Here is a 22829-nt window from a genome sequence, read left to right as displayed (position 1 = left end):
GGCGGCCGGGACCACCGGCCCCCGGGGCCCGCCCCGTGCCGAATCGATCACACGCCGCTGACCGGCCAACTACCCTGTTCCGCATGGAAATCCTGGGAACCACGCTGCGTATCTGCGTCGACGACCTGGAGGCCGCGGTGGCCTTCTACGAGGACCTCACGGCGAGTTCGGCGCTCCGCTTCGAGCGTGGCGGGGTCTCCGTCGCCGCGATCAGCTGCTTCCTGCTGATGAGCGGCCCCGAATCGGAGCTGGAGATCCTGCGCAAGGTGACCGCGACGATCGCCGTGAAGGACGTCGACGAGGCCCACGCCTCCCTGACCCGGGTGGGCGCCCGCGTCATCGCGGGCCCGGTTCCCACCCCGGTCGGCCGTAACCTGATCGCGGTGCACCCGGACGGCTCGGTCTTCGAGTACGTCGACCGCAACCGGGCCGTCTGACCCCACGCCCCTTCCCTGCTCACCGCGGAGGGCGAGGCGGGCGCGCGGGCCATGGGCCGCACGAGGGCGGCCCCGGGAGGACACCACCCGGGGCCGCGCCACCCGCTCACCCGCGGGGGCCGGCGGCCCCCGCTCCTGCCCCGATCAACCCCGCGGACGCATGCGGTAGTTGTACGCGTCCGGCAGCGGTTCGTCGGTGAGCTCGGCCCACACCTCGTCCAGGTCCTCCGCGCCCTCGCGCAGATCGGCGACCTCGAAACCCTCGTCGAACAACGCGCGGGCAGCCGCCCGGTCGCCCTCCGCGAGGAGGAGGCGCGCCTCCAGCAGCCGGAACCGCCCCCGGGAGCGAATGCCCGCGAGCAGGCCGTCCCAGACCGTGCGGGCCGCGGCGGTACGGCCCGCCGCCAGCAGGGCCTCGATCGCCTCCCGGCCGAGAGCCGCCGTGGCCGCCGTCCAGGCCTCGCCCTCGTCGCGGCGCTCCGCACACAGGTCGTCGAACGCCTCCGCGTAGTGGTCGGCCGCCCGTTCGCACTGGCCGCTCTCCTGGGCGGCGAAGGCGAGGCAGCGCAGCAGCGGCCAGCGAGACGGGGCGAGGGCCAGTCCGCGCTCCCAGCTGCGGACCGCCTGGGCGCGGTCGTCGGCCTGCCACTGGGCGACGCCGAGGTGGTACTCGGTGAGCGGTTCGGCGGCGGCCGTCTCCAGCATGTCGCGCCAGTGCGGGGAGACGAGGGTGGGGCCGGGCGGGGTGACGTGACGGGGCTGGGGGAAGGAGCCTTGGTCCAGCAACTCCACCCAGGGAGCCTGCTGTTCACCGAGCGTGGACTCGGGGAACGGGGTGCCGGGCAGCTTGTACCCGGCGCGCCGTACTTCGAGGGCCCCCCAGCCCGAGCCGGTGGCCAGCAGCTCACCCGGTTCCGTGTCGGCGCTGCGGCGCCACGCCTCGTACGCGGCATCCACATCGGCCCGCGGCAGCACCGCGGCGAGCCGCTGCTCGGTCTCGGCCCGGGCCGCACCCCAGTCCTCGCCGTGCACCGTGGCGGGGTCCGCGGCCAGCGGCCCGTACGACTCCAGCCAGCTGAACTCGCCGCCGGGCTCCAGCGGCACGTGCTCCAGCTGGGTGCGGGCGAGTCCGGCCTGGATCTCGGCGTAGCCGGCCGTGCCGGGCTCGGTGAGCCATTCCTGCCAGCGACGGCCGCCCGGCCCGCTGCCCCAGAGGAAGAGCTTGCGGCCGCGCAGCAGGTCGGTGGAGGTCTGGACGAGCCCGTGGCCGTGCTCGTCGAGGGAGGCGATCCAGCGGCGGGCGCCGTCGGGCACCTCGTAGAAGTAGTCGGCGGGGAAGTCGCTGCGCAACGGGTACGTGCGGTCGGTCCCACCGGTCACGGGGACGGGCACCCGGGTCAGGGTCCGTTCGTAGCCGAAGTGCCAGGCCTCGTCGGCCGGTGCCAGCACCCGGGTGCGCGCGCCTTCCGGGACAGCGATGTTGGACCACCAGTAGACGGGGGCGGGGTGTTCGTGCGGATTGCGTATCCGTACGCCGACGTGGAGGAAGTCGGAGTCCTCCGGCAGCCACAGATCGACCTGGAACGGCAGGTCGCGCAGCCGCTCCCACTCCCAGAGCCGGAGCATCTCCCCGCCGTCGGGCGCGGGGACGCGGGCGGCGTGGACCGGGGCGCAGGACAGGGTGGTGTGGCCCGTCGCGCCGATGTTCCACTCGATGCCGCCGGAGAACCAGGCGCCGTTCAGCGCGAAGTCGGCGGGCTGCAGCACGGGGTTGGTGTAGACGAGGTCGCGGCCGGTCGGCTTGTGGAAGAGGGAGTGCACACGTCCGCCGAGTCCCGGCAGGACGGTGGCCCGCAGCCGGTCGTTCTCGATGACGATCGCGTCGAGGTCCGTGGGGGTGCGTTCGCGGCCGTAGCCGTCGAGGATCCGCACGGGAAGGACGGTGGCCAGGGGCGCGTGACCGATCTGACGGGCCATGTCGCGGGGCAGTTCCGCCCGGTCCCGGTCGTCGACGACGTGCATCTCGTCGAGGGGCCGCAGCGCGGGCAGCGGATTCTCCGGCCCGGTCGCCGCCGCGGGCAGGGTCAGTACGGTCCGTCGTACGGTGGTGGCCAAGGCAACCTCGCTCCCTCGCGCGGGCCGCCGCAGGTCCGGGCGCCCCCCGATGACCATGGAACACGCTGGGCGCCCCCCGGACCAGGGGATCGGCCGTCAGACTTCGGCAAAAGCCGCGACCACCGCCAGGTGGGGCCGCGGTTCCTCCGGCCCGGCGAGGTCGTCCCGCCCCCGGCCGCCGGCGATCACCGGGCACGGTGCCGGGGGCCGGAGGACCGAGCCCCCCGGGGGGCGAGCACGGCAATAATGCGCGTGCGTCCCGGCCTCCGCGCCGTAGGCTTGGCCCTCCATGGTCTCGCGGAAGCGGACTGCGACAGGAACGGCGGGACACGATGAGCACGCAGCACACGTACCGAGTGATCGTGCGCGGCACGTGGGAGGCGCTCACGGACCAGGCGCGCGAGCGGCTGCTGGCAGAGGTGGAGCAGCACGGTCTGGCGGCGATGCAGTTCAGCGAGGAGGGCTCGCTGACCTACGACCGCGTGCTCAAGCACTTCAGCTTCCGGTACGTGGTCGTGTCGGACGCCGCGGACGGCGAGGAGATGGCCTCCGCGATCGCCGAGGACCGGGCGGAGACAGCGCTGCGGAACGCCGGGTACGGGCACGGCGAACTGCGGTCGACCGCGACGGACATGGACACCATGAAGATCAACTTCAAGGGGCGGCGGTCGGCGGCCTCGGCCTGACCCTGATCAGCGCCCATGGGCCCGTCGCAGCCGGCGGCATCGACCCGCCCTGCGGACAGGACCGTCGGAGAGGACGCGGTGTCCACGACGGTGTTCGCCCGCCGCAGACGAGTGGCAGTGACCAGCTACTCGGCCGGTGAGCGGGTGAGCCTCGAAGAATCCACATCGCACCGGCCCGCACCAGCACCTTCCCAGGAGGCGCCAGTCGCAGGAGGCTTCCGGAGCGCGCCGCGAGCGCTCACTTCCAGCTCCGTGGCGACGGTCTCCGGCGGGGGCACTCAGAGGAGTGCAACAGTCCCGGGCCCCGACGCCCGGTGGGGATCAATGGCTCGAACGGCGGCGGTGGCGACGGACCACCAAGCCGAAGGCCAGGACCAGCAGTACCAGCCAGATGAAGACCTCCGGACGCAGCAGACCGGCAAGCGGGTGCGGACACAACTCCGGGCCTCGGCCGCCCCCTGGTTCCGAGTCGCGTGACAGGATCCGTCCATGAGCGACGACCTGGAAGTGAGTGCTCTGGCGATCAATGTGACGATCCCGCAGGATCTCCGCTGGACGGACACCCGACGCGGTGAAGCGTTCACTCTCACCACACTCAACATCCGCCTTCTCCCGGACGGCCGACTCGCCGCGAAGGCCTACGGCCGGCCGGCCGGCGGTGGCCGGGGCGCCTACGTCTCGTTCCCGGTGCCCGACCAGCCGGAGCTGGCGGCCCTGATCGCCGCCGCCGCCGGCCGGGCCGGGGCTCTGTGGGCGGCTCACCGGGGTCTCGGCTGAGCGCGGCCGGCCGGCTGTGGGGACCCGGCTCCGCGCCGTGTGAGGCGGAGCGGTCACGGCGTCAGCACGATCCGGCCGAACACATCGCCCGCGTCCATCTTGCGATGGGCCAGCACGGCTTCGTCCAGCGGCAGCAGCTCGTGCACCACCGCTTCGATCTCGCCGCGGCCGGCCGCGGCGAACAGCTCGCTGCGCGCGGCACCCAGCTCGGCCGGGGGGACGGTCGCCGCGCTGAACGCGGCGAAGGACAGTGACTTCTGGAACGCTGTCATGATCTTCGCTCCGAAGTCCGCGGGCGGTTGACCCGCGACGGCGCCCACGGCCACCATGCGGCCGTTCGGGTTGAGCCTGTCCAGGAACGACGCCGTGTCCGGACCGGCCACCACGTCGATGATCACGTCGTAGCCCGTGGGTGCGTGCGCTCCCCCGTCGCCGGAGCGGTTCAGCACATGACGCGCGCCGAGACGGCGCAGCCGCTCGCCCCGCTCGGCCGACGATGTCGTGACTGCTACGGCGGCGGCGCCGGCGCGGGCCGCGAGCTGCACCGCCATGATGCCGATACTGCCGGCCGCGCCACGCACCAACACCGTCTCTCCAGGAGCGAAACGGGCGTGGCGCAGCCCGAAGTGCGCCACCGCGCCGGCGCTGCCCAGCGTCACCGCGGCGGCGGCGGACAGGCCGGCGGGCAGCGGAAGGACCTGCTCGACCGGTACGACGGTCTGTTCGACGTAGCCTCCGCCGGTGCCGGTGAAGGCCCACACCCGCCGGCCGGCCCACGAGGCGTCGACGCCGTCCCCTACTGCGGTCACGGTGCCCGCCACCTCGCCCCCCGGGACGTGGCCCACCCGGAAGCCGTAGGCGGCCAGAGCCCCGCTGCGGATCATGGTGTCGACACCACCGACGCCCACCGCCTCGGTGGTGATCAGCACCTGCCCGGCAGCGGGCGCCGGTTCCGGCAGGTCGACGACCACCAGTCCCTCCGGGGCTCCGTACGTCTGAATCGCGATCGCCTTCACAGTCGTCTCCACGTTCCCGGACCGCTCGATCGCGGCCGTGTTCCACGCCCTGCCACCGACCGCCGCCCCGGCAGGGCGCAAGAAGGGTTCCTGGCCGCAGCGGGACGTGGTCCCCGTACTACGTGGGCCGGTGGGCTCGGCGCATGTCCGTCCCGGGACGTTAACGGACGCCCCCGTCCGCTTAGGTAAAGTGAGAGTGGTGACCGACCATGTGCCTCACAAGCTGCGCTCCGACGCGAGGGACAACCGCGACCGCATCCTCGACGCGGCCCGAGAGCTCTTCTCCGCCGACGGCCTGGACGTGCCGATGCGGGAGATCGCGCGACGCGCCGGGGTGGGGCCTGCCACCTTGTACCGTCGTTTCCCGACCAAGCAGGGGCTGGTCGCCGAAGCCTTCGCCGAGCAACTGCGCGCATGCCGCGCCATCGTCGACGAGGGGTGCGCGGATCCCGATCCGTGGCGTGGTCTGTGCCGGGTGATCGAGAAGATCTGTGAGCTGCACGCACGCGACCGGGGCTTCACCCAGGCCTTCCTGTCGACTGTCCCGGGGGCGCCGGACGTCGCGGGACGCGAGTACACGGTCAGAGCGGTAGCCGGGCTGGCGGACCGGGCCAAGGAAGCGGGGCGGCTGCGGTCCGACTTCGTCCTGGACGACCTGATCCTCGTGCTCATGGCCAACAAGGGAATCCACGCCGCGTCGAGCACCACCCAGGTCATGGCTTCCCGGCGTTTCGCGGGACTGGTGATCCAGGCCTTCGAAGCCTGCCCTCGGCACGCCCCACTCCCGCCGGCGGCCCGCCTGGCGAGCGCGGAACCGCCCGGCCCGCCCCGGTGATGGCCGGTCCCCCCGGGGGGCGGCTGCCGTGATCACGGCGTCCGGCCCTTCGGGACGGGCCGGGGCAGAACCGGCCCGTGCGGGATTCGGCCGGTTCCCGGCGCGCGTGACGTGGTGAGTCCGGCCGGCGTCGTACGGAGCCTGCCACGACCGGGCCCCGGCTATCCGGCCCGGACCTCGCCGGCCGGCGCGGGCACCGCGTGCGGGCGCAGGACCATGAGCGATCCCTCCGAGGTCGCCACCATGGCGAAGGGGAACCGGTCGAGTTCGAGGCAGAGGGCGACGTCGTCGGGATGGGTTCCCTGGCGCACTCCCTCCGTCAGTTCGACGGCGGCACGTGACACGGCGGCGCGGCGGAGGTATGCGGCGGGGTCCGTCCCGGCGCCGGTGGCCCTGCGGGCGATGTACTGAGCACAGGCCAGATCTTCGTCGGCCCGGCCGTCCTCGCCGGTGACGACGAACGTGACGCTGTCGCTCCCGCGCGTCCGCAGGAGCCGAGCCGTCGCCTCCGCCACCACGAAGCTCGCGCACAGCACCAGTTGGGCCTCTTTGACCGCGAGGGCGCCGACCGTCCCCGCCGTGGTCTTCTGCACGACGGTCCGTCCGGCGAGGTCGATCGAGCGCAGCAGGCCAGGTGAGTTGACGGTGTCGAAGCCGGGGGCGGGCGGGCCGTCCTTGAGAGCCGCCCAGTCCGGGTGGCGGGCCTTGAGCGCCAGCGCTTCGTCCAGCGATTCGGCGAGAACGATCCGATCCGCTCCCTGGGCGAAGGCCCAGGCAGCCACGGTGAATGCGCGCATGACATCGACGACGACCGCCACGGACGGGACTTCGGCCAGATCGGCGATGCCGAGGAAACGGGTCTTCATTCCGGTCATGATCGCGCATGTGCGTCCCGAGAAGCCCGGCGTGTGGTGCACCGCACTGAACCCCGTGGCGGCTGACGGCCGTCTGTCCGTCCGGCCCGGGTGACCGGGGCGGTGAGGCCGCCTCACGCGACAGAGACCTCCTCGGTCTCGACCACCCGGCCCCGGACCGCCCGGCCCGCCCGGGTAGCCGAGACGGTGAGGCCGCCTCACGCGGCAGCAGCTCCCTCGGTCTCGACCACCCGGCCCCGGACCGCCGACCGCGTGCGCCTCGGCACGGACGCGGAAGCCCTCCCCCGCGGTCGTCGCGCGGGGCGCCCGGCGAGCAGCATCGTCCTGAGCGGCGCACGCGGCATCCGGATCGCCGCCGCGGGCGGTGACCGCGCGCCCCGCCCGCGCTCAGGCCATCAGGTGCCCCAGCACCGAGCGCATCGCGCGGCGCACGGCCCCGCGTGACTCCTCCGTCGGGTCGAGGGTCTCGAAGGCGTGGCGGCCGTTCGGCACGTCGACCACTTCGACGTCCGCGCCGCACTTCTCGGCCGCACTCAGGAACTCCTCGACGGTGACGGCGATCTCGGGTGACTCACGCCCCACCCGGGTGATCACGATGGGCAGGGTCCCCGCGCCCGCCACCGCGTCCACCGGATGGAACCGGCTGTCGACCAGCCCCCAGCCGGGGTGTGAAGCCAGCACCGGGTAGGAGGCCGCCAGGCAGCGCAGCCAGGCCGGCGGCTGCCTCAGCCAGTCCGCCGCGATCAGGCCGCCTCCCGAGAAGAACCACAGCGCGATCCGGTCCGCGTCCACCCGTGGATCGGCCCTGACCCGCTCGACCGCGGCTGCCACGTCCTCGGCGGCGCGCTGGTAGTCGGTCATGTCGTGCAGCCGGTGATCGAGTGTCACGCCGACCGCCCCCTCCGTGGCCGCGTACCGCGCGTACCCCTTCAGGGTCGGCCAGTCCCGCGGGGTCGGCAGGACACCGGCGGGCACGGGGCCGCCGTGCACGAACACCACCGCCGGCCGGGGGCCCTCGGCCTCGGGCAGGTACAGGTCGACGTTCCCGGTCCGCTCGCGCGGGAGTTCCGGCAGGTCCAGCAGGAACGGGCGCAGGTGTGCGGGCGGCTGCGCGGAGCCCGGCGGTGTCAGCCGGTGCCCCTCGCCCGTGGCCGCCCGCAGCAGGACCTCGGCCAGTTCCGCCGGGAGGGACAGCATCGGCCAGTGGCCCGTGGGGAGTTCGAAGAACGACACCTTGGGGTCGGCCAGGGGCAGCATGGCGGCGTCGCCGAGGTCCACCCGGCGCTGGACCATCTCGATGCTCGAACCGTTCGCTTGGCACAACACCCCCGTGACGGGCAGGGACGCCGCTTCGCCGGTCAGCCGCAGGGGCTGGAGCAGGGTGCGCAGCGGCTGCGGCGAGGCGAGCGCGGTGAGCCGGTCCAGCACCGTCCCGGGGATGCCCGCCGTGCTGCCCCAGCGCTGCCACTCGTCGCGGGCCGGGGCGGCCAGGTCCCGTCCGGCCCCCTCCGCACCGGCGCGCCCGGCCACCTCCTCGCGCACGGACCGGTCCGGGACGGCGGCCAGGGCGGGCGCCCCGTCCTGCCCGGGCCCCGTGTCCAGGAAGACGATCCGGCCGATGCGCTCCGCGCGGCGGTCGGCGGCGCCCAGCACCGGGTGGACGCCGTAGTCGTGCCCTACCAGCACGATCTCCGCGTCCGGGCCCGCCTCGACGCTCACCGAGTCGATCAGTGCGAGCATTTCCTCGATGTGGGTGTCCAGGTCGATGTGGTCCGTCGTGGCGCTCCCTGGCCCGCCGAGACCGGTGAGGGCCGCCGTGTGCGCCCCGGCGCCCGCCGCGGCCAGGCGGGCAGCGGTGTCCTCCCATACGTGTGGGCCGGTGAACATGCCTGACACCAGGATGAATTCGGTCATGGCCGTCTCCTTCGCGATCCGTCGTCGGCGGGCCGGCCACGTCGGCCCGGCCGCCCTCGCCGGTACCGTAGAAGCTCCCTCAGAGGGAGGTTCAAGTGTTCACGTCGCACGACGGTCTGTGCAGCATCGGCGAGCTCGCCGAGCGCGCGGGCGTCACCGTCAAGGCCGTCCGCTTCTACTCCGACAACGGCTTGCTGCCCGAGGCGGCGCGCAGCGCGGGCGGGCATCGCCGTTACGGTCCCGAGGCGCTCGGCCGGTTGCGCCTGCTCCGCTCCCTGCGCACCCTCGGGCTGCCGGTGCGCGAGGTGCGCCGCGTACTCGGCGAGGAGGAGGACGCGGCGGGCAGCGTGCTGGAGGGCGCCGTCGCGGGGCAGTTGCGTGAACTCGGCTCCCAGCTCGCGGCCCTGCGCTGGCGGGAGGCGGCGTTGCGGCTGGTGCTGGAGTGCCCGCCCGGGGAGCGGGCCGACCGTTTGCGTCTGGTGGGGTCGGTGGCCGCTCCGCCGAGCACCGCCGCACTGGCCAGGTTCTGGCGTGCCTGGCTGCCGCCGCGGATGCCGGCCCGGGCGACGGCCGCCTTCCTCGATGCGGCGGTTCCGCAGCCTCCCGACGACCCGGAGCCGGCCCAGGTCCTCGCGTTCGCCCGGCTGTACGCGCTCGTGACCCGCCCCTGCACGGGGGACGAGCGGCCCCAGCCGGAGGCGCACAAGGTGTCGGGGTCCCGCGGGCCCGCCGTGCTGTACGCGGGCCTCGCCCAGGCGTACGAGCTGGCGGGCGCCCGGCTGCGCCGGGGCCACGGCCCGTTTCCGGGAGAAGAGCTGGACAGCTTCGTGGACGCGTACGCGAGCGCGTACGGCAGCCGGGACACCCCGGGTTTCCGCAGCGTGCTCGCCGGTCAGCTGGCCGCCGACCCACGGATCGACCGGTACTGGGAGCTGACGGCCGAGGTGATCAGCGCACCCGGCGGGCCGCCGCAACCGACCCCCGGGTCCGCGCACGACTGGCTGTGCGCGGCGCTGGACGCGCAGACTGCCGTGGCGGCGGGCTGAGACACCGACCGGCCCTGCCCGGGTATCCGTGCGCGGCCCCCGCCCCACCCTGTTGCCGCAAGCCGCCGGTCCCCCGCTTCTGCGCTCCTGCGTTCCTTCGGTCAGCGCATCTCGGCCGTGATCGCCCACCGTTCGTGGTCGCGCCACGCCCCGTCGATGAACAGGAAGTCCGGCGAGACGCCCTCCAGCCGGAAGCCCGCCCTGCGCACCAGGGCGATCGAGCCCGCGTTGCCGGGCTGGATGTTGGCTTCGAGCCGGTGCAGACCGAGCGGGCCGAAGGCGTGCCCGAGGACGAGGCCGAGTCCCTCGCTCATCAGGCCGCGGCCGGTCGCGTGGGCGAAGCCGCCGTAGCCGAGCGCGCCGCAGCGGAAGCCGCCCATGACGATGTTGTTGATGTTGATGAACCCGGCGATCGCGCCGTCGCCCGGCTTTTCGGCCGTGCCGGTCCGCTCGCACACCAGGAAGCCCGCCTTCGTCGGGTCCTCGATCAGCACGTCCGCGTACGCGGCGTACGCGGACGGGTGCGCCGGCGGGAACAGCCAGGGACGGTGCAGGTCCCGGCTCTCCCGGGCCCGGGCGGTGAACTCGTCGGCGTCGGCGTGCGTGAAGGGGCGGATCGCCGTGCGCCGGCCCTCGGCCAGGTAGGTGGTGTCGGACATCGGGCCAGCGTAGATCGTCGCCGCCGGGGCTGCGCGACCGGACGGCGGGCGTCTACCTGGACCGCCGGCGGAAGGCATACGCCCCGCAGGCCATCCCGGCCAGGAACATCACGATCAGCCACACGTAGAGCGGCATGGTGACCAGCGGGACGATGAGGCGGACCTGGACCTCTTCGGTGTTCTCGACGATGAACACGACCGACAGGACCGCGATGAGAATGACGATGATGCGGGCCGGTGTGAACGCGCCCGTGCTGTGTTTGCTGCCGCTCGACACGTCCTTCGGGCTCATGAAGCGGCCCCTTCCCTGGTTCTGGTGCGTCACCGCCCCCGGATCACCAGGATGACCGTGTCCAGGCCCCAGGGGGTGGCGCTGTACGGCCGTTCGGGTGACGGCCGTACAGCGATGACCGCGTCACCCCGCCGTGCCGCCGACCACCGGCAGCTCCAGCACTCCGGTGTCCTCGGGGGCGCTGACGACCGTGACGGGCTTGATTCCACGGTTGCCGAAGTACGCGTCGTCGCTGGCCGCGATCACGAATTCCAGCCGGTGCCCCGCCTCGTAGCGGTGGACGACGCCGGGCAACTGGACGGTGAAGGGGCGGGTCACGTCCGGCACCCGGACCGGGGAGACGAGCCGGTTCACCAGGGTCCTGGAGCCGTCCGGAGCCACGTCGTACACCTTGGCGAACAGGACGAGCTTGTCGGCGGCGTCACCGCTGCTCTGCACGCGCTCCGTCTTCGGCGAGACGACCTTCAGTGTGGCCTTCGGGGCCCCGACCACGTCGACCGAGGAGGTCAGCGGTGCGCTGGTCCAGCCGAGGTAGGTGCCCTTGGTGTCGTACGGCTTCGGATCGGGCAGCCCGATGAGACCGCCCAGGGAGCTCTCCGAGTGGCTCGTGGGCACCAGCCAGTTGGTGTACTGGCGGCTGCCGCGTGCGACCTTGGCGCGGTTGTCGACGAGCTTGCCGTCGCCGGAGAGGTACATCGTCCGCGTCGGGCCGGGGACGGCGTCCGCGGTGCCGTAGCCGCTCTGCCAGTCACGGTAGTAGGCGAACTCCGGTCCGGTGTCCGTCGTCGACCCGTGGCGGAGGTAGCGGTCGAACCAGGCGAGGATGCGCCCGCCGACGTAGCTGCTCTCCAGATTGCCCTGGGTCAGGTCGAGTTCGCCCGCCACCTGGCCCCCGCTGTGGCCCCAGGCCTGCCAGATCATCTTGGCCGTGGTGCCCTGCGCCTTGAGCGTCCGGTACGTGGCGGTGGCCTCGTTCAGGTTGAACAGGCTGTCGGCCTGGCCCTGGATCAGGAGGGTGGGAGCCTTGACGCGGTTCAGGTAGGAGACGGGCGAGACGCTGCGCGCGTAGGCGAGCATGGCGGCGGTCCTGTCGTGCGGGTAGCGGCCGGAGTTGAGCAGCCGGATGGTGTCACAGGCCGGCGCGGCGAAGTGGAGGCAGGTGAGGCTGCCGAATCGGGAGGGGTCGAGGCTGGGGCTGAGGATCGTCTGGCCCTCCCCCATCAGGTAGAAGCCGTTGGTCCACTGCCATTTGAAGACGCCGGCGGTGTCGGAGGAGACGCCTTCGGTCGCGCCGGTGTTGTTGGGGGCGAGCGCGTAGCCGAGGTCGTTCCAGGTGATGAGCGGGACGAGGGCGTCGACGCGGGGGTCGACGGCCGCGGTGGCCATCTGGATCGCTCCGCCGTACGAGCCGCCGATCATGCCGACCGTGGGGTCTCCGGGTCCGTCCTGGGTGACGAAGTCGGCCTCGGTGCCGTCGTCGGCGGCGCGCGTTCCGCCGAGGAAGTCGACGAGGGCGGCCGCGGCCCTGCCGTCGGTCTCCGGGTCGTCGAGCGTGATGAGGCAGCCGGACTTGCCGAAGCCCAGGCCGGAGTAGACGAGTCCGGCGTAGCCGCGCGAGGCGAACGCCTTGCCGATGCCGTCGGTCGAACCGTCCGACTTGCTGCCCCCGAAGCCGTTGGTGGCGAGGACGGCGGGCACCGGGTGCCGGGCGTCGGCCCCGGCGGGTCGGTAGAGGTCGGCGTCCACGGTGCAGGAGCGGCCGCCCGCTGACACGGTGAACGTCAGCGGGGTGACGGTGTACTCGGACGCGGCGACGGCCGTTCCCGCCTGTGCGGTGCCGGCGAGCGCGAGGGGTGCGGCGAGTGCTGCCCCGGCGAGGAAGGCGAGTGGTTTACGGGACAGGGGCGTCGACGACTGCGACGACGCCGACCGGACACGGGAACGGGAGACAGCACGCGACACGAGGACCTCCACACCGAGGACACCTTACCGACCGGTAAGTTCTGGGCCGCGCTCATGCTGTGACACAGGTCATGGCGATGTCAACGCCCTGGACAGCGTTTTCTGAAGGCTGCTCAGCTCCGCCGCACCGGGCGTCCGTTCGGGCCCGCACCCCACCGGCGGCTCAGACCAGCGCGGGCACCTCGACCGTGAGGGTCGCCCGGCCGCCGTCCGCCGGGGCGTCGAGAACGGCCGGCACCCCGAGTGGAATCGTCAGCCCGGTCGGCCCGTGCCCGAAGCCCAGCTCCTCGACGACGGGGACTCCCAGGTTGCCGAGCCGGTCGGCGAGCACCGCCCGCACCTTGGCGTACGGCCCGCAGCCCGCCCAGGAACCGCAGACCACCCCGGCCACCCCTTCGAAGGCCCCGGCCCGCAGCAGCTGGGTGAGGATCCGGTCGATGGCGTAGGGGTCCTCGGTGGTGTCCTCGATGACCAGCAGTCCGCCGCGGGCCGACGTGCGGGCGTGCGGGGCGGCGAGGCCGGCCGCGAGCAGACTCACGCAGCCGCCGTACGTGATGCCCCGGGCCCGCCCCGGCACCAGCGCCCTCGCGTCGTCGAGCCCCAGCACCCTCACCGCCTCGGGCTCGAACAGGGTGGCCCGCAGCGACTCCTGGGTCCGGGGGTCCTTCAGGAAGGCCTCGGTGCCCACCATCGGGCCGTGCAGGGTGGCAAGCCCCGTCCGCAGGGCGAACGCCTCGTGGAGCACCGTGATGTCGCTGTAGCCGACGAACACCTTGGGTCCGGCGGCCCGCATCGCCGCCCAGTCCACCAGATCGACCATGCGATGTGCCCCGTATCCGCCGCGGGCGCAGATCACCGCGTCGACGGACGGGTCGCACCAGGCGTCCTGGAGGTCCCGGGCACGCGCCTCGTCCGTGCCGGCGAGGTAGTCCAACTCCGTGTGCACGTCCAGCACATGCGGCATCACGACCGGGTCGAGCCCCCAGCCGCGCAGGAGGTCCAGGCCCGGCTCCAGCCGGTCGGCGGGCACGGGTCCGCTCGGGGACACGACGGCGACCCGGGCGCCGGCGCGCAGCCGGGCCGGGCGGGTCAGAGGGGCGAGGACCGCTGTCTCGGCCGCCCTTTCCTCAGCCGTCACCTCGTCAGCCGCCGATCCACCGACGGCCGTTCCGCCACGCGTCACTCCGCCACCTGCTACTTCCTCAGCCGCGACGTCTTCAGCTGCCACGTCCTCAGCTGTCACTTCTTCAGCTCCAGCCGGGGCACGTCGGTCCGGTCGAGCCCGAAGGTCTGTACGTACAGCGAGAGTTCGGCCTCCAGTGCGCTGATCATGGTCTCCGCGCGGCGGAACCCGTGCCCCTCACCGGGGTAGGTGAGATAGGCGTGCGGAATGCCGCGCCCTTCGACCGCGGCCAGGAACCGTTCGCACTGCACGGGCGGGCAGATCGGGTCGTCCTCCCCCTGGAGGAGCAGGAAGGGCGTGGTGAGCCCGGCGGTGCGGCTGATCGGCGACCTGTCCCGGTAGCGTTCGGGTACCTCGGCGAGCGGGCCGACCAGTGACTCCAGGTACCGCGATTCGAAGTCGTGGGTCTCGTCGGTCCCCCAGCCGGTCAGGTCGAGGATGGGGTAGATGATCGTCCCGCAGGCGTAGACGTCGGTGCCGGTCAGCGAAGCCGCCGTGGTCCACCCGCCGGCGCTGCCGCCGCGGACGGCGAGCCGCCGGGGGTCCGCGGTGCCCTCGGCGGCGAGGGCGCGGGCGACGGCGGCGCAGTCCTCCACGTCGACGACGCCCCACTGTTCGCGCAGCCGGTTGCGGTAGGCGCGGCCGTAACCGGTGGAACCGCCGTAGTTGACCTCGACGACGCCGATGCCGCGCGAGGTGAAGTAGGCGATCTCCAGATCGAGTACGAGCGCGGCGTGGCCGGTCGGGCCGCCGTGGGCCCACACCACGTAGGGCGGGAGCTCGTCGTCCGGGCCGGCCGTGTCGGGGCTGTGCGGCGGATAGACCTGGGCGTGGATCTCACGGCCGCCGGGGCCGGTGAAGGTACGGACGACCGGTCCGGGGTAGTACGACGGGTCGACGGCGTCCTCGTGCGGGGCGCCGATGATCCGGGTGTGCCCGGTCGCCGTGTCCAGCTCCACGATCTCGTACGCGCTGTGCGGACTCGCCGCGATGCCGATGACACGGCTGCCCTGCACGGCGAGGGTCTCGGCCCATTCGGTCCAGGGTCCGGCGATGTCGACGAGGTCGCCGGTCTCCGGGTCGAGGATGCCGAGCGTCGTGGACCCCTTGCCGTGCAGCGCGGCGATCAGCCCGTTGTCCAGCGGGCCGAACCAGTTGAGCCCGATCTTCCACAGCGGACCGGCGAACTCCTCTTCGCGGGGGCAGAGTCCGACGGTGGCGCCGCTGCGCGGATCGGCGCGGTACAGGTTCCACCACCCGCTGCGGTCACTGGCGAACAGCACCTGTCCGTCGGCCGTCCACCGGATCTGCGGAACGGACTCCTCCGGGCCGCCCACGAAGCTCCGGGCATCGTGGAAGGCGCCGTCCTCGCCGATGTCCGCGAGCATCACCTCGGTGCCGTCCCACGGCATCCGCGGGTGGTCCCAGGCAATCCAGCCCGCGTGGCGCCCGTCGGGCGAGACCTCGGGGGCGGTGACGAACCGGTGCCGGTCGTCGGAGAGTTCGCGTACCGCGGACCGGTCGCCGGCCGCCGAGCCGTCCAGCGGCACGGCTGCGATCACCCTGCGCAGCTCGGTGGGCGCCTCGCCGGTGAACTCCTCCAGGACGCACCAGACCTCGCCGGCCGCGCCGCGGTCCGGGTGCAGCCGCGGGTCGGCCCAGCGCAGTCCGCCGCCCACGGCGGACACGGGGGTGAGCGGCCACGGATTGCGGGGCCCGTCGGGCGCGTACGCGTACAGCCGCTGGTCGTCGAAGTGGACGAAGACGATCAGCGGGCCGCCCTCGGCCCGTTCGGTGCCGGCCCAGGGCCTGCCGCCGTACTCGATGACGCGGCTGCGGGCGTTCCACGGCGCGGGCAGCTCCGTGGTGGCGCCGTCCGCCGACCGGCGGACCAGGGCGCGCCGGCCCGCCTGGGCCGGCCGCGGCTCCGTCCACCACAGCTCGTCGCCGACCGCCCCGACGTACTCGGGGCGGCCGTCGCGGGAGGCGGCCATCGCGGCGTCGATCGGTGACGGCCAGCTTCCGTAGGCCTGCGTGGATACCATGATCAATTCCCCCGAGTGGTTCAGGCGGTGCGCAGATAGTGGTCCAGGACCCTGACGCCGAAGTGCAGCGCGTCGACGGGGACGCGCTCGTCCACGCCGTGGAAGAGGGCCTGGTAGTCGAAGCCGACGGGCAGCTTCAGCGGCGAGAAGCCGTAGCCGGTGATCCCGAGCCGGGAGAACTGCTTGGCGTCGGTGCCGCCGGACATGCTGTACGGCACGACGTGCCCGTCCGGGTCGAACCGCTCGACGGCGGAGCGCAGTTTGGCGTACGTGGGTGAGTCGACCGGCGCCTGGAGGGGGACCTCGCGGTGGTGGAACTCCCAGTCGACCGAGGGCCCCGTCAGCCGGTCCAGCGTGGTGTGGAACTCGTCCTCGCCGCCCGGGACCATCCGGCCGTCGATGTAGGCGGTGGCGTGGCCCGGGATCACGTTGACCTTGTAACCGGCCTCCAGCATCGTCGGGTTGGAGCTGTTGCGGATGGTCGGCGCCACGAGGTCGGCGGCCGGGCCGATCTTGCCGAGGAGTTCGTCCACGTCGAAGCCGGGGGCGTCGAGGTCGGGGTGGATGCCGTGCAGGGCGGCGATCTCGGTGAGTGCGGCGCGGACCGTCGGAGTGAGGCGCACCGGCCATTCGTGGGCGCCGATCCGGGCGACGGCCGCGGCGAGCGCGCTGACCGCGTTCGCGTGGTTGACCTTGGAGCCGTGCCCCGCCTTGCCGTGGGCGGTGAGCTTGAGCCAGGCGGTGCCGCGTTCGCCCGCGGCGATGGGGTAGAGCGGCATGGCGGGCCCGGCGTGGAAGGTGAAGGCGCCCGATTCGCTGATGCCTTCCGTACAGCCTTCGAAGAGTGCGGCGTGCCGGTCCGCCAGGAAGCCGGAGCCGTCGTCGGCGCTGGCCTCCTCGTCCGCGGTGTACGCGATCACGATGTCGCGGCGGGGGCGGATGCCGGCCCTGGCCCAGAACCGGACGACGGCGAGGACCATCGCGTCCATGTTCTTCATGTCGATGGCGCCGCGGCCCCAGACGACGCCGTCGCGCACCTCGCCGGAGAAGGGGTGCACGGTCCAGTCGGCCGCCTCGGCGGGTACCACGTCCAGGTGCCCGTGGACCAGGAGCGCGTCGGCTGACGGGTCGGTGCCCGGGATCCGGGCGACCACGTTGGTGCGGCCGGGGGTGCGCTCCAGCATCGCCGGTTCGAGTCCGGCGGCGGCCAGCCGCTCGGCGACGTACTCGGCGGCCGGGCGTTCGCGGCAGTCGCCGCCGCCCCGGTTGGTGGTGTCGATGCGGATCAGTTCGGAGGTGAACGTCACCGATTCGCCGAGCGCGAGCTCGTCGACATCCCTTGGCATGCTCGCCTCAGCCATACTGTTCCTCCACGGCGGCCGACACGATGGTCGTCACCGCCTTGAACGTGCGGATACCTTCGTACATCGTCGCGCTCGTGTAGGCGACGCGCCTCTCGCCGGAAGGTGCCACGCCCGGCACCACCGTGGCGGCCGCCGCCAGGTGTTCGGCGTCGAACTCCAGCTCCACGGTGAACGGCCCGCCGTCCACCGGCGTGTACCGCCCGGCGAGCGCGGCCGCCTCCTTGGCCGCCGCACGGATGTCGGCGGCGGTGCGGGCGGGGGTACGGCAGACCGCGGCGTAGCGCGAGACGTAGTCCTTGACGGCGACCGTCCGGGCGGCGGGGGCGTATCCCCGGGCGTCCACGCACGTCAGGTCGTCGCCGGTGACGAGGACGACGGGGACCCCGTACTCCGCGGCCACATGGGCGTTGAGGAGCCCCTCGCTGGCCCTGGTCCCGTTCAGCCACACTCCGGTGATGGAGTTGGCCAGGTAGGTGTGGGCCAGGACGCCCTCCGTTCCGGCGCCCGTGTGGTAGCCGACGAAGGCCACGGCGTCGACGTCGCCGTGCTGGATGCCCTCCACCATGCTGAGCGACTTGTGCTTGCCGGTGAGCATCTGGACCCGGTCGTCGAGCTGCTCCAGCAGCAGGTTGCGCATGGTCCAGTGGGCCTCGTTGACGAGCACCTCGTCGGCGCCCCCGTCGTAGAAGCCGAGAGCGGCCGCGTTGACGTCGGAGGTGAACAGGGAGCGGCAGCGCTCCCACTGGGGCGTGCCGGGCAGCACATCGGCCGGCCAGGTCACACCGGTGGCGCCTTCCATGTCGGCGCTGACGAGGATCTTCATGCGGCCACACGGTACGCGCCGATGAACGCGCAGGCCAGAGCCATCGTGACCTCCAGAGGTCCATTCCACTGAAGGCCACGGGGCGTGGCGCGCGACTCCGGGACGCTCAGGCGGTGGAGGTGGTGCGGTGTTCGTGGACGCGCAGGTTCAGCGTGACCAGGTCGAGCAGCGGCGTGTCGACGGACAGCCCCCGGGCCCGGTCCACGAGGTCGCCGAAGACCTGCTCGGCCTCGGTCGGGACGCCCTGGGTCACGTCGCGGTACAGAGAGGCGGTGAGGGGCGATCCGTCCGTGGTGAGCATCGCGGCGACGGCGTCGAGTTCCTTCTCCCGCACGGGGTGACCGGCGGCTGCCGCGACGGCGGCGCTCTCGGCCAGGAGGGCGGTCACGAACGCGCGTCCGCCGGGAACGGCGCGGACGTCGCCGACGGTGCCGCGCATCAGACAGGTCAGCCCCGCCAGGGTGCTGATGAACACCCACTTGCCCCACATCGCCGCGACGATGTCCCTGGACCGGTGGGTGTCGATGTCCGCGTCGGTGAGGACTGCGGCGACCGCGTCGACCCGTTCGGACGTGCCGCCCCCCTGCTCGCCGATCGTGAGGCTCGCGACGGGGGCGAGGCGCACGATGTCGCCTTCGGCGTTCAGCGTGGTGATGATCCGGGCGACGCCGCCGAGCACCGCCTTCTCGCCGAACCGGTCGTTGAGCCGTGCCAGGTGCGCCATGCCGTTGAGCAGGGGCACGATCGCGGTCCCGGGTCCGACGGCCGGCGCGATGTCGTCCAGGGCCGCGTCCAGGGCCGTGGCCTTCACCGAGAGCAGTACCAGGTCGTAGGGGCCGGAGAGCTCGTCCGCGGTGACGAGCCGGGGTGTGATCGTCTCCTGCGCCCCCAGCCCGGTGATGCGCAGCCCCCGCTCGCGGAGGGCGGCGGCGCGGCGCGGACGGACCAGGAAGGTGACGTCCTTGCCGGCCTGGGCGAGCCGGGCGCCGAAGTAACCGCCGGTGGCTCCCGCTCCTACGACCAGAATCTTCATGTACGTACACCTTCCGGATCCGCGACAAGGGGGGTGTGGGACGAGGGGCGGGGTCGCTCAGCCGCCGATACGCAGGACCAGCTTGCCGGTCGACGCGCGCCCCTCCATCAGCAGGTGCGCGTCGGCCGCATCCTCCAGGGGGAACTCGGCCGTCACCGGGAGGTCGACCTGTCCGGCGGTCACGGTGCGGAAGGCGCGCTCGGCGACGGCCCGCAGCGTGGCGGGGTCCTGCGCGGCGAGCTCCAGGATCGAGAAGCCGGCGACCGACCTGCTGCCGGGGTAGAGCTCCGGCTGCCCGACGCTCCAGGGCTGTGCGCCGCTCGCGTTGCCGAAGGAGACCAGGCGCCCGAAGACGGCGAGCGCGTCGATGCCGCGCCGCAGGGTGTCTCCGCCGACCGGGTCGAGCACCAGGTCGACGCCCCGGCCCCCGGTGGCGCGGCGGACCTCCGCCGGAAAGGTGTCGCCGACGAACACCTCGTCGTAGCCGTGGGCGAGGGCGTAGTCGGCCTTCGCGGCGGACGACACCACGCCGTACACGGCTCCGGCGCCCGCGATCCGGGCGAGCTGCCCGGCCACCGTGCCGACCCCGCCGGCCGCGCCCTGCACCAGCACGCTCTCGCCGGCCCGCAGCCGTCCGACCTCGTGCAGCAGGGCGTGCGCGGTCGGCAGCACGGTCGGCAGGGTGGCGCCGGTGCGCAGGTCCACGCCCTCGGGGAGCGGGAAGACGGTCGCGGCCGGCGCCGTCACCACGTCCGCGTATCCGCCGCCGTCGAGGAAGGCCGCGACCTCCTGACCGGGGCGCAGTCCCTCGACGCCCGCGCCGACGGCCCGTACCCGGCCGGAGATCTCCAGGCCCGGGACGAAGGGCAGTCGGGGGACCCGGTACCCGACGGAGCGGGCCTTGAGATCGGCGAAGTTGACGCCGGCGTAGGCGACGTCGACGGTGACCTGGCCGGGACCGGGCTCAGGGGTGATCGCCTCGACGACGGTCAGCACCTCGGGTCCGCCGTACTCCTTGAACTCGACCACACGCATGACGGACCGCCCCCTGGAAGAAGTGTTCAACGAAAAGCGAACACCCGGAGTGTAAGATATTCATCGAACACTCAGCAAGGGGTCACGGACACGAGGAGCGGAACATGCCCAACCGGCCCGCGGGCAGCGGCCACCGCGCCGCTCCGGCGCATACGGACCCCGCCGAGGTCTCCGTACTCGCGGCCCTGTCCGCACTCGCCGATCCCGTCCGCCTCCAGCTGGTCCGCGATCTGGCGGGCTCCGAGGACTGGACGCGCAGCTGCGGCAGCTTCGACGTACCCGTCGGCAAGGCAGCGCTCAGCCATCACTTCTCGGTGCTGCGCGGGGCGGGCCTGGTGGAACAGCGCGACGTGGGCCCCAAACGGGTCAACCGCCTGCGCCGCGAAGAGTTCGGGGCCCGCTTCCCGGGTCTGCTGGACCTGCTGCTGCGGGCGGACGACGTCTGAGGCTGCGGTTCGCCCGGCGGTTCCGTTCCGTCCGCACCGCACAAAAGCAGCACCGGCAGCGCACGAAGCAGGACCGGCGCCGCACGGCAGAAGACCGGCAACGCACGAAGCAGGACCGGCGCCGCACGACAGAAGACCGGCAGCGCACGACGAAGGCCGGCGCCCCGTACGGGAGCGCCGGCCTTGCGTGGTTCAGCGGCGCTTGGCACCCTTCAGCAGCTTCTCGATCTTGGCGAGTTCCTTGTCACCGAACTCGAGATTGCGGATCGCCTCCACGCTGTTCTCCAGCTGGGCGACACTGCTCGCGCCGACCACCGCGGAGGTGACCCGGCCGCCGCGCAGCACCCAGGCCAGCGCCATCTGCGCCAGCGACTGGCCACGTCCGGAGGCGAGTTGGTCCAGTTCGCGGAGCCGGCCGACCAGCTCGGGGGTGACCGAGTCGGCCGACAGGAAGGGGCTGCTGCCCGCGGCCCGCGAGCCTTCGGGGATGCCGCGGAGATAGCGGTCCGAGAGGATGCCCTGTTCCAGTGGCGAGTAGGCGATGGAGCCGACGCCCAGCTCGTCCAGGGCCGTGAGCAGACCGTCCTCGACCCAGCGGTCCAGCATCGAGTACCGCGGCTGGTGGATGAGCAGCGGGGTGCCGAGGTCCTTCAGGATCCGGGCGGCCTCCCTCGTCTGCTCGGCCGAGTAGTTGGAGATGCCGACGTAGAGCGCCTTGCCCTGCCGCACCGCGGAGTGGAGGGCGCCCATCGTCTCTTCGAGCGGGGTCTCCGGATCGGGCCGGTGGGAGTAGAAGATGTCGACGTAGTCGAGGCCGAGGCGGGTGAGGCTCTGGTCCAGCGACGCGAGGAGGTTCTTGCGCGAACCCCACTCCCCGTACGGGCCGTCCCACATCAGGTAGCCGGCCTTGGTGGAGACGATGATCTCGTCCCGGTGCCGGGCGAAGTCCGTCGCCAGCGCGCGGCCCATCGCCGTCTCGGCGGAACCGGGCGGCGGACCGTAGTTGTTCGCCAGGTCGAAGTGGGTGATGCCGAGGTCGAACGCCCGGCGGAGGATCTGCCCCTGGGCCTCCGGCGTCCGGTCACCGCCGAAGTTGTGCCACAGACCGAGCGAGAGGGCGGGCAGCTTCAGACCGCTGCGCCCGGTGCGCCGGTACGGCATGTCCTGGTAGCGGCCGGCGGACGGGATGTACATGCGGGGCTCCATGGGAGGGGTCGTTCCGGTGCACCGGGGGCGGCGCCGTACGGCTTCCTCCCGGGCGGGGTACAGGGTCCAGGCTCGCTCACAACGATCCAGCAGTCCAACAGGAGATTCCGCTGGGATTCAGCGCCTATATTTCTCAATCATGGAGTTGCGCCAGCTGGAACATTTCGTCGCCGTCGCCGAGGAACGGCATTTCACCCGCGCCGCCGAGCGCGTGGCCGTGTCGCAGTCGGGCCTGTCCGCGTCCGTCCGGGCTCTGGAGCAGGAACTGCGGACCCCGCTGTTCAGCCGGACCACGCGCAGTGTGCGGCTGACCGAGGCCGGGCGCGCCCTGCTGGTGGAGGCCGAGCGCACCCTGGCGGGCGCGCGGGCGGCGAAGGACGCCGTCGACGCGGTACGGGGACTGCTGCGCGGCACCTTGTCGGTGGGCGTGGAGCAGTGCGTGGCCGGGGTGAGCCTGCCACGCCTGCTCGCCGCCTTCCACCGCGCGCACCCGCACATGGAGATCCGGCTGCGCCAGGAGGGCACGACGAACCTGGTGGACGGGGTGGCCGGCGGGCGGCTCGACATCGCCTTCGCCGCCACCGTCTCCCGCGGGGAGTGGCGCGGCGAGCTCGTTCCCCTGGCCCGGGAACCCATGGTCCTGCTGTGCGCGCCCGGCCACCGGCTGGCCGCGGCGGACCGGGTCGGGTGGGAGGAGCTGCCCGGCGAGGCGTTCATCGACTTCCATCCGGACTTCGGGCCGCGCCGGGCGGCCGACGAGGCGTTCGCCGCCGCGCGGGTGCGCCGCACGGTGGCGCTGGAGGTCAACGACGTGCACAGCCTGCTGGAGCTGGTGCGTGAGGGGCTCGGCATCGCCGTGGTACCGCACCACTTCTCCCGCAAGCCCGAGGCCCGGGGCCTGGTGGCGGTGCCGCTCGGCGGGGACGGCCGGCGGTACTACGAGAGCGTCGTGGTCCTCCCGGCAGCCCAGGCGATGAGCCCGGGAGCGCGGGCGCTGATGGCGCTCCTGCGGGAGGGGACCGGGCACTGAGGCGCGGCGGTCAGCCGCTCAGCGCCTCGGCGAACGCCCCGTCCTCCTGG

21 protein-coding genes are annotated in these 22829 nt (G+C 73.0%); 7 read left to right on the top strand and 14 right to left on the bottom strand.

Annotated features, from left to right (window positions below; genetic code table 11):
* Nucleotides 1-83 precede the first annotated feature (83 nt).
* Complete coding sequence (locus tag ABZ454_RS12290) at nucleotides 84-437, top strand: VOC family protein (RefSeq protein ID WP_356323308.1); 354 nt, start codon at nucleotides 84-86, stop codon at nucleotides 435-437.
* 144 nt (nucleotides 438-581) lie between these two features.
* On the opposite strand, the gene ABZ454_RS12285 is transcribed toward ABZ454_RS12290, so the two are convergent.
* A complete protein-coding gene (locus ABZ454_RS12285; protein WP_359537559.1) occupies nucleotides 582-2552 on the bottom strand; it encodes a DUF5107 domain-containing protein in 1971 nt (656 codons plus the stop codon).
* Nucleotides 2553-2884: 332 nt separating this feature from the next.
* On the opposite strand from ABZ454_RS12285, the gene ABZ454_RS12280 reads away from it, so the two are divergent.
* The gene (locus tag ABZ454_RS12280; RefSeq protein WP_356323312.1) at nucleotides 2885-3238 is read left to right on the top strand and encodes a DUF6204 family protein; all 354 of its coding nucleotides are present in this window, start codon (nucleotides 2885-2887) and stop codon (nucleotides 3236-3238) included.
* Nucleotides 3239-3727: 489 nt separating this feature from the next.
* Nucleotides 3728-4015, top strand: a complete 288-nt coding sequence (locus ABZ454_RS12275; RefSeq protein ID WP_359537556.1) for a hypothetical protein — start codon at nucleotides 3728-3730, stop codon at nucleotides 4013-4015.
* 53 nt (nucleotides 4016-4068) lie between these two features.
* Here ABZ454_RS12275 and ABZ454_RS12270 read toward each other — a convergent pair whose 3' ends face one another.
* Nucleotides 4069-5031 (bottom strand): zinc-binding dehydrogenase, encoded by a 963-nt coding sequence (locus ABZ454_RS12270; RefSeq protein WP_359537810.1) that lies wholly within the window; start codon nucleotides 5029-5031, stop codon nucleotides 4069-4071.
* A 199-nt stretch (nucleotides 5032-5230) separates the two neighbouring features.
* Between ABZ454_RS12270 and ABZ454_RS12265 the strand changes: the two genes are divergently transcribed.
* Complete coding sequence (locus ABZ454_RS12265; RefSeq protein ID WP_359537555.1) at nucleotides 5231-5866, top strand: helix-turn-helix domain-containing protein; 636 nt, start codon at nucleotides 5231-5233, stop codon at nucleotides 5864-5866.
* Nucleotides 5867-6027: 161 nt separating this feature from the next.
* On the opposite strand, the gene ABZ454_RS12260 is transcribed toward ABZ454_RS12265, so the two are convergent.
* Both ABZ454_RS12260 and ABZ454_RS12255 read right to left on the bottom strand, forming a co-directional pair.
* Complete coding sequence (locus ABZ454_RS12260) at nucleotides 6028-6732, bottom strand: 2-phosphosulfolactate phosphatase (RefSeq protein ID WP_359537553.1); 705 nt, start codon at nucleotides 6730-6732, stop codon at nucleotides 6028-6030.
* Nucleotides 6733-7128: 396 nt separating this feature from the next.
* Complete coding sequence (locus tag ABZ454_RS12255; protein ID WP_359537551.1) at nucleotides 7129-8655, bottom strand: alpha/beta hydrolase; 1527 nt, start codon at nucleotides 8653-8655, stop codon at nucleotides 7129-7131.
* A 95-nt stretch (nucleotides 8656-8750) separates the two neighbouring features.
* Here ABZ454_RS12255 and ABZ454_RS12250 point away from each other — a divergent pair, with 95 nt between their 5' ends.
* Nucleotides 8751-9701: a MerR family transcriptional regulator gene (locus ABZ454_RS12250; protein ID WP_359537549.1), complete on the top strand. Its 951-nt coding sequence runs from the start codon at nucleotides 8751-8753 to the stop codon at nucleotides 9699-9701.
* 101 nt (nucleotides 9702-9802) lie between these two features.
* Here the strand turns inward: ABZ454_RS12250 and ABZ454_RS12245 are convergent, their stop codons facing one another.
* The 9 genes from ABZ454_RS12245 to ABZ454_RS12205 form a co-directional block, all read right to left on the bottom strand.
* Complete coding sequence (locus ABZ454_RS12245; RefSeq protein WP_359537547.1) at nucleotides 9803-10360, bottom strand: GNAT family protein; 558 nt, start codon at nucleotides 10358-10360, stop codon at nucleotides 9803-9805.
* Between the two features lie 52 nt (nucleotides 10361-10412).
* Nucleotides 10413-10652 carry a LapA family protein gene (locus tag ABZ454_RS12240; RefSeq protein ID WP_356323328.1) on the bottom strand — a complete coding sequence of 80 codons (240 nt, stop codon included), beginning with the start codon at nucleotides 10650-10652 and terminating at the stop codon, nucleotides 10413-10415.
* A 123-nt stretch (nucleotides 10653-10775) separates the two neighbouring features.
* Nucleotides 10776-12554 (bottom strand): CocE/NonD family hydrolase, encoded by a 1779-nt coding sequence (locus tag ABZ454_RS12235; protein WP_359537808.1) that lies wholly within the window; start codon nucleotides 12552-12554, stop codon nucleotides 10776-10778.
* A gap of 223 nt (nucleotides 12555-12777) precedes the next feature.
* Nucleotides 12778-13752: an LD-carboxypeptidase gene (locus tag ABZ454_RS12230; protein WP_359537546.1), complete on the bottom strand. Its 975-nt coding sequence runs from the start codon at nucleotides 13750-13752 to the stop codon at nucleotides 12778-12780.
* Between the two features lie 101 nt (nucleotides 13753-13853).
* On the bottom strand, nucleotides 13854-15842 hold the full coding sequence (locus ABZ454_RS12225) for a prolyl oligopeptidase family serine peptidase (protein ID WP_359537545.1): 1989 nt from the start codon (nucleotides 15840-15842) through the stop codon (nucleotides 13854-13856).
* Nucleotides 15843-15862: 20 nt separating this feature from the next.
* Nucleotides 15863-17203 (bottom strand): M20/M25/M40 family metallo-hydrolase, encoded by a 1341-nt coding sequence (locus ABZ454_RS12220; protein ID WP_359537543.1) that lies wholly within the window; start codon nucleotides 17201-17203, stop codon nucleotides 15863-15865.
* Nucleotides 17196-18029, bottom strand: coding sequence for a M55 family metallopeptidase (locus ABZ454_RS12215; protein WP_359537541.1), 834 nt, complete (start codon nucleotides 18027-18029; stop codon nucleotides 17196-17198). The genes ABZ454_RS12220 and ABZ454_RS12215 overlap by 8 nt, the downstream gene beginning before the upstream one ends.
* 106 nt (nucleotides 18030-18135) lie before the next feature.
* Nucleotides 18136-19062 carry a ketopantoate reductase family protein gene (locus ABZ454_RS12210; RefSeq protein WP_359537539.1) on the bottom strand — a complete coding sequence of 309 codons (927 nt, stop codon included), beginning with the start codon at nucleotides 19060-19062 and terminating at the stop codon, nucleotides 18136-18138.
* 57 nt (nucleotides 19063-19119) lie between these two features.
* A complete protein-coding gene (locus tag ABZ454_RS12205) occupies nucleotides 19120-20097 on the bottom strand; it encodes a zinc-binding dehydrogenase (RefSeq protein ID WP_359537537.1) in 978 nt (325 codons plus the stop codon).
* Nucleotides 20098-20201: 104 nt separating this feature from the next.
* Between ABZ454_RS12205 and ABZ454_RS12200 the strand changes: the two genes are divergently transcribed.
* Entirely contained in the window at nucleotides 20202-20543 is a 342-nt protein-coding gene (locus ABZ454_RS12200; RefSeq protein WP_356323864.1) for a helix-turn-helix transcriptional regulator, read from the top strand.
* A gap of 192 nt (nucleotides 20544-20735) precedes the next feature.
* Here the strand turns inward: ABZ454_RS12200 and ABZ454_RS12195 are convergent, their stop codons facing one another.
* Entirely contained in the window at nucleotides 20736-21737 is a 1002-nt protein-coding gene (locus ABZ454_RS12195; protein WP_356323862.1) for an aldo/keto reductase, read from the bottom strand.
* A gap of 151 nt (nucleotides 21738-21888) precedes the next feature.
* Between ABZ454_RS12195 and ABZ454_RS12190 the strand changes: the two genes are divergently transcribed.
* A complete protein-coding gene (locus ABZ454_RS12190) occupies nucleotides 21889-22779 on the top strand; it encodes a LysR family transcriptional regulator (protein ID WP_356323860.1) in 891 nt (296 codons plus the stop codon).
* The last annotated feature ends 50 nt before the right edge of the window (nucleotides 22780-22829 follow it).

This window comes from Streptomyces sp. NPDC005803 (assembly GCF_040630435.1).
Lineage (GTDB): Bacteria > Actinomycetota > Actinomycetes > Streptomycetales > Streptomycetaceae > Streptomyces.
Note: the sequence above shows the minus strand (reverse complement) of the source record. Positions and strands in the feature narration are given on the sequence as shown.

What these genes read in the sequence shown, in the direction of transcription:
- ABZ454_RS12290 (WP_356323308.1), top strand. Translation starts at nt 84, where the DNA reads ATGGAAATCCTGGGAACCACGCTGCGTATCTGCGTCGACGACCTGGAG.
- ABZ454_RS12280 (WP_356323312.1), top strand. Translation starts at nt 2,885, where the DNA reads ATGAGCACGCAGCACACGTACCGAGTGATCGTGCGCGGCACGTGGGAG.
- ABZ454_RS12275 (WP_359537556.1), top strand. Translation starts at nt 3,728, where the DNA reads ATGAGCGACGACCTGGAAGTGAGTGCTCTGGCGATCAATGTGACGATC.
- ABZ454_RS12260 (WP_359537553.1), bottom strand. Translation starts at nt 6,732, where the DNA reads ATGAAGACCCGTTTCCTCGGCATCGCCGATCTGGCCGAAGTCCCGTCC.
- ABZ454_RS12255 (WP_359537551.1), bottom strand. Translation starts at nt 8,655, where the DNA reads ATGACCGAATTCATCCTGGTGTCAGGCATGTTCACCGGCCCACACGTA.
- ABZ454_RS12245 (WP_359537547.1), bottom strand. Translation starts at nt 10,360, where the DNA reads ATGTCCGACACCACCTACCTGGCCGAGGGCCGGCGCACGGCGATCCGC.
- ABZ454_RS12240 (WP_356323328.1), bottom strand. Translation starts at nt 10,652, where the DNA reads ATGAGCCCGAAGGACGTGTCGAGCGGCAGCAAACACAGCACGGGCGCG.
- ABZ454_RS12225 (WP_359537545.1), bottom strand. Translation starts at nt 15,842, where the DNA reads ATGGTATCCACGCAGGCCTACGGAAGCTGGCCGTCACCGATCGACGCC.
- ABZ454_RS12220 (WP_359537543.1), bottom strand. Translation starts at nt 17,203, where the DNA reads ATGGCTGAGGCGAGCATGCCAAGGGATGTCGACGAGCTCGCGCTCGGC.
- ABZ454_RS12215 (WP_359537541.1), bottom strand. Translation starts at nt 18,029, where the DNA reads ATGAAGATCCTCGTCAGCGCCGACATGGAAGGCGCCACCGGTGTGACC.
- ABZ454_RS12210 (WP_359537539.1), bottom strand. Translation starts at nt 19,062, where the DNA reads ATGAAGATTCTGGTCGTAGGAGCGGGAGCCACCGGCGGTTACTTCGGC.
- ABZ454_RS12205 (WP_359537537.1), bottom strand. Translation starts at nt 20,097, where the DNA reads ATGCGTGTGGTCGAGTTCAAGGAGTACGGCGGACCCGAGGTGCTGACC.
- ABZ454_RS12200 (WP_356323864.1), top strand. Translation starts at nt 20,202, where the DNA reads ATGCCCAACCGGCCCGCGGGCAGCGGCCACCGCGCCGCTCCGGCGCAT.
- ABZ454_RS12195 (WP_356323862.1), bottom strand. Translation starts at nt 21,737, where the DNA reads ATGTACATCCCGTCCGCCGGCCGCTACCAGGACATGCCGTACCGGCGC.
- ABZ454_RS12190 (WP_356323860.1), top strand. Translation starts at nt 21,889, where the DNA reads ATGGAGTTGCGCCAGCTGGAACATTTCGTCGCCGTCGCCGAGGAACGG.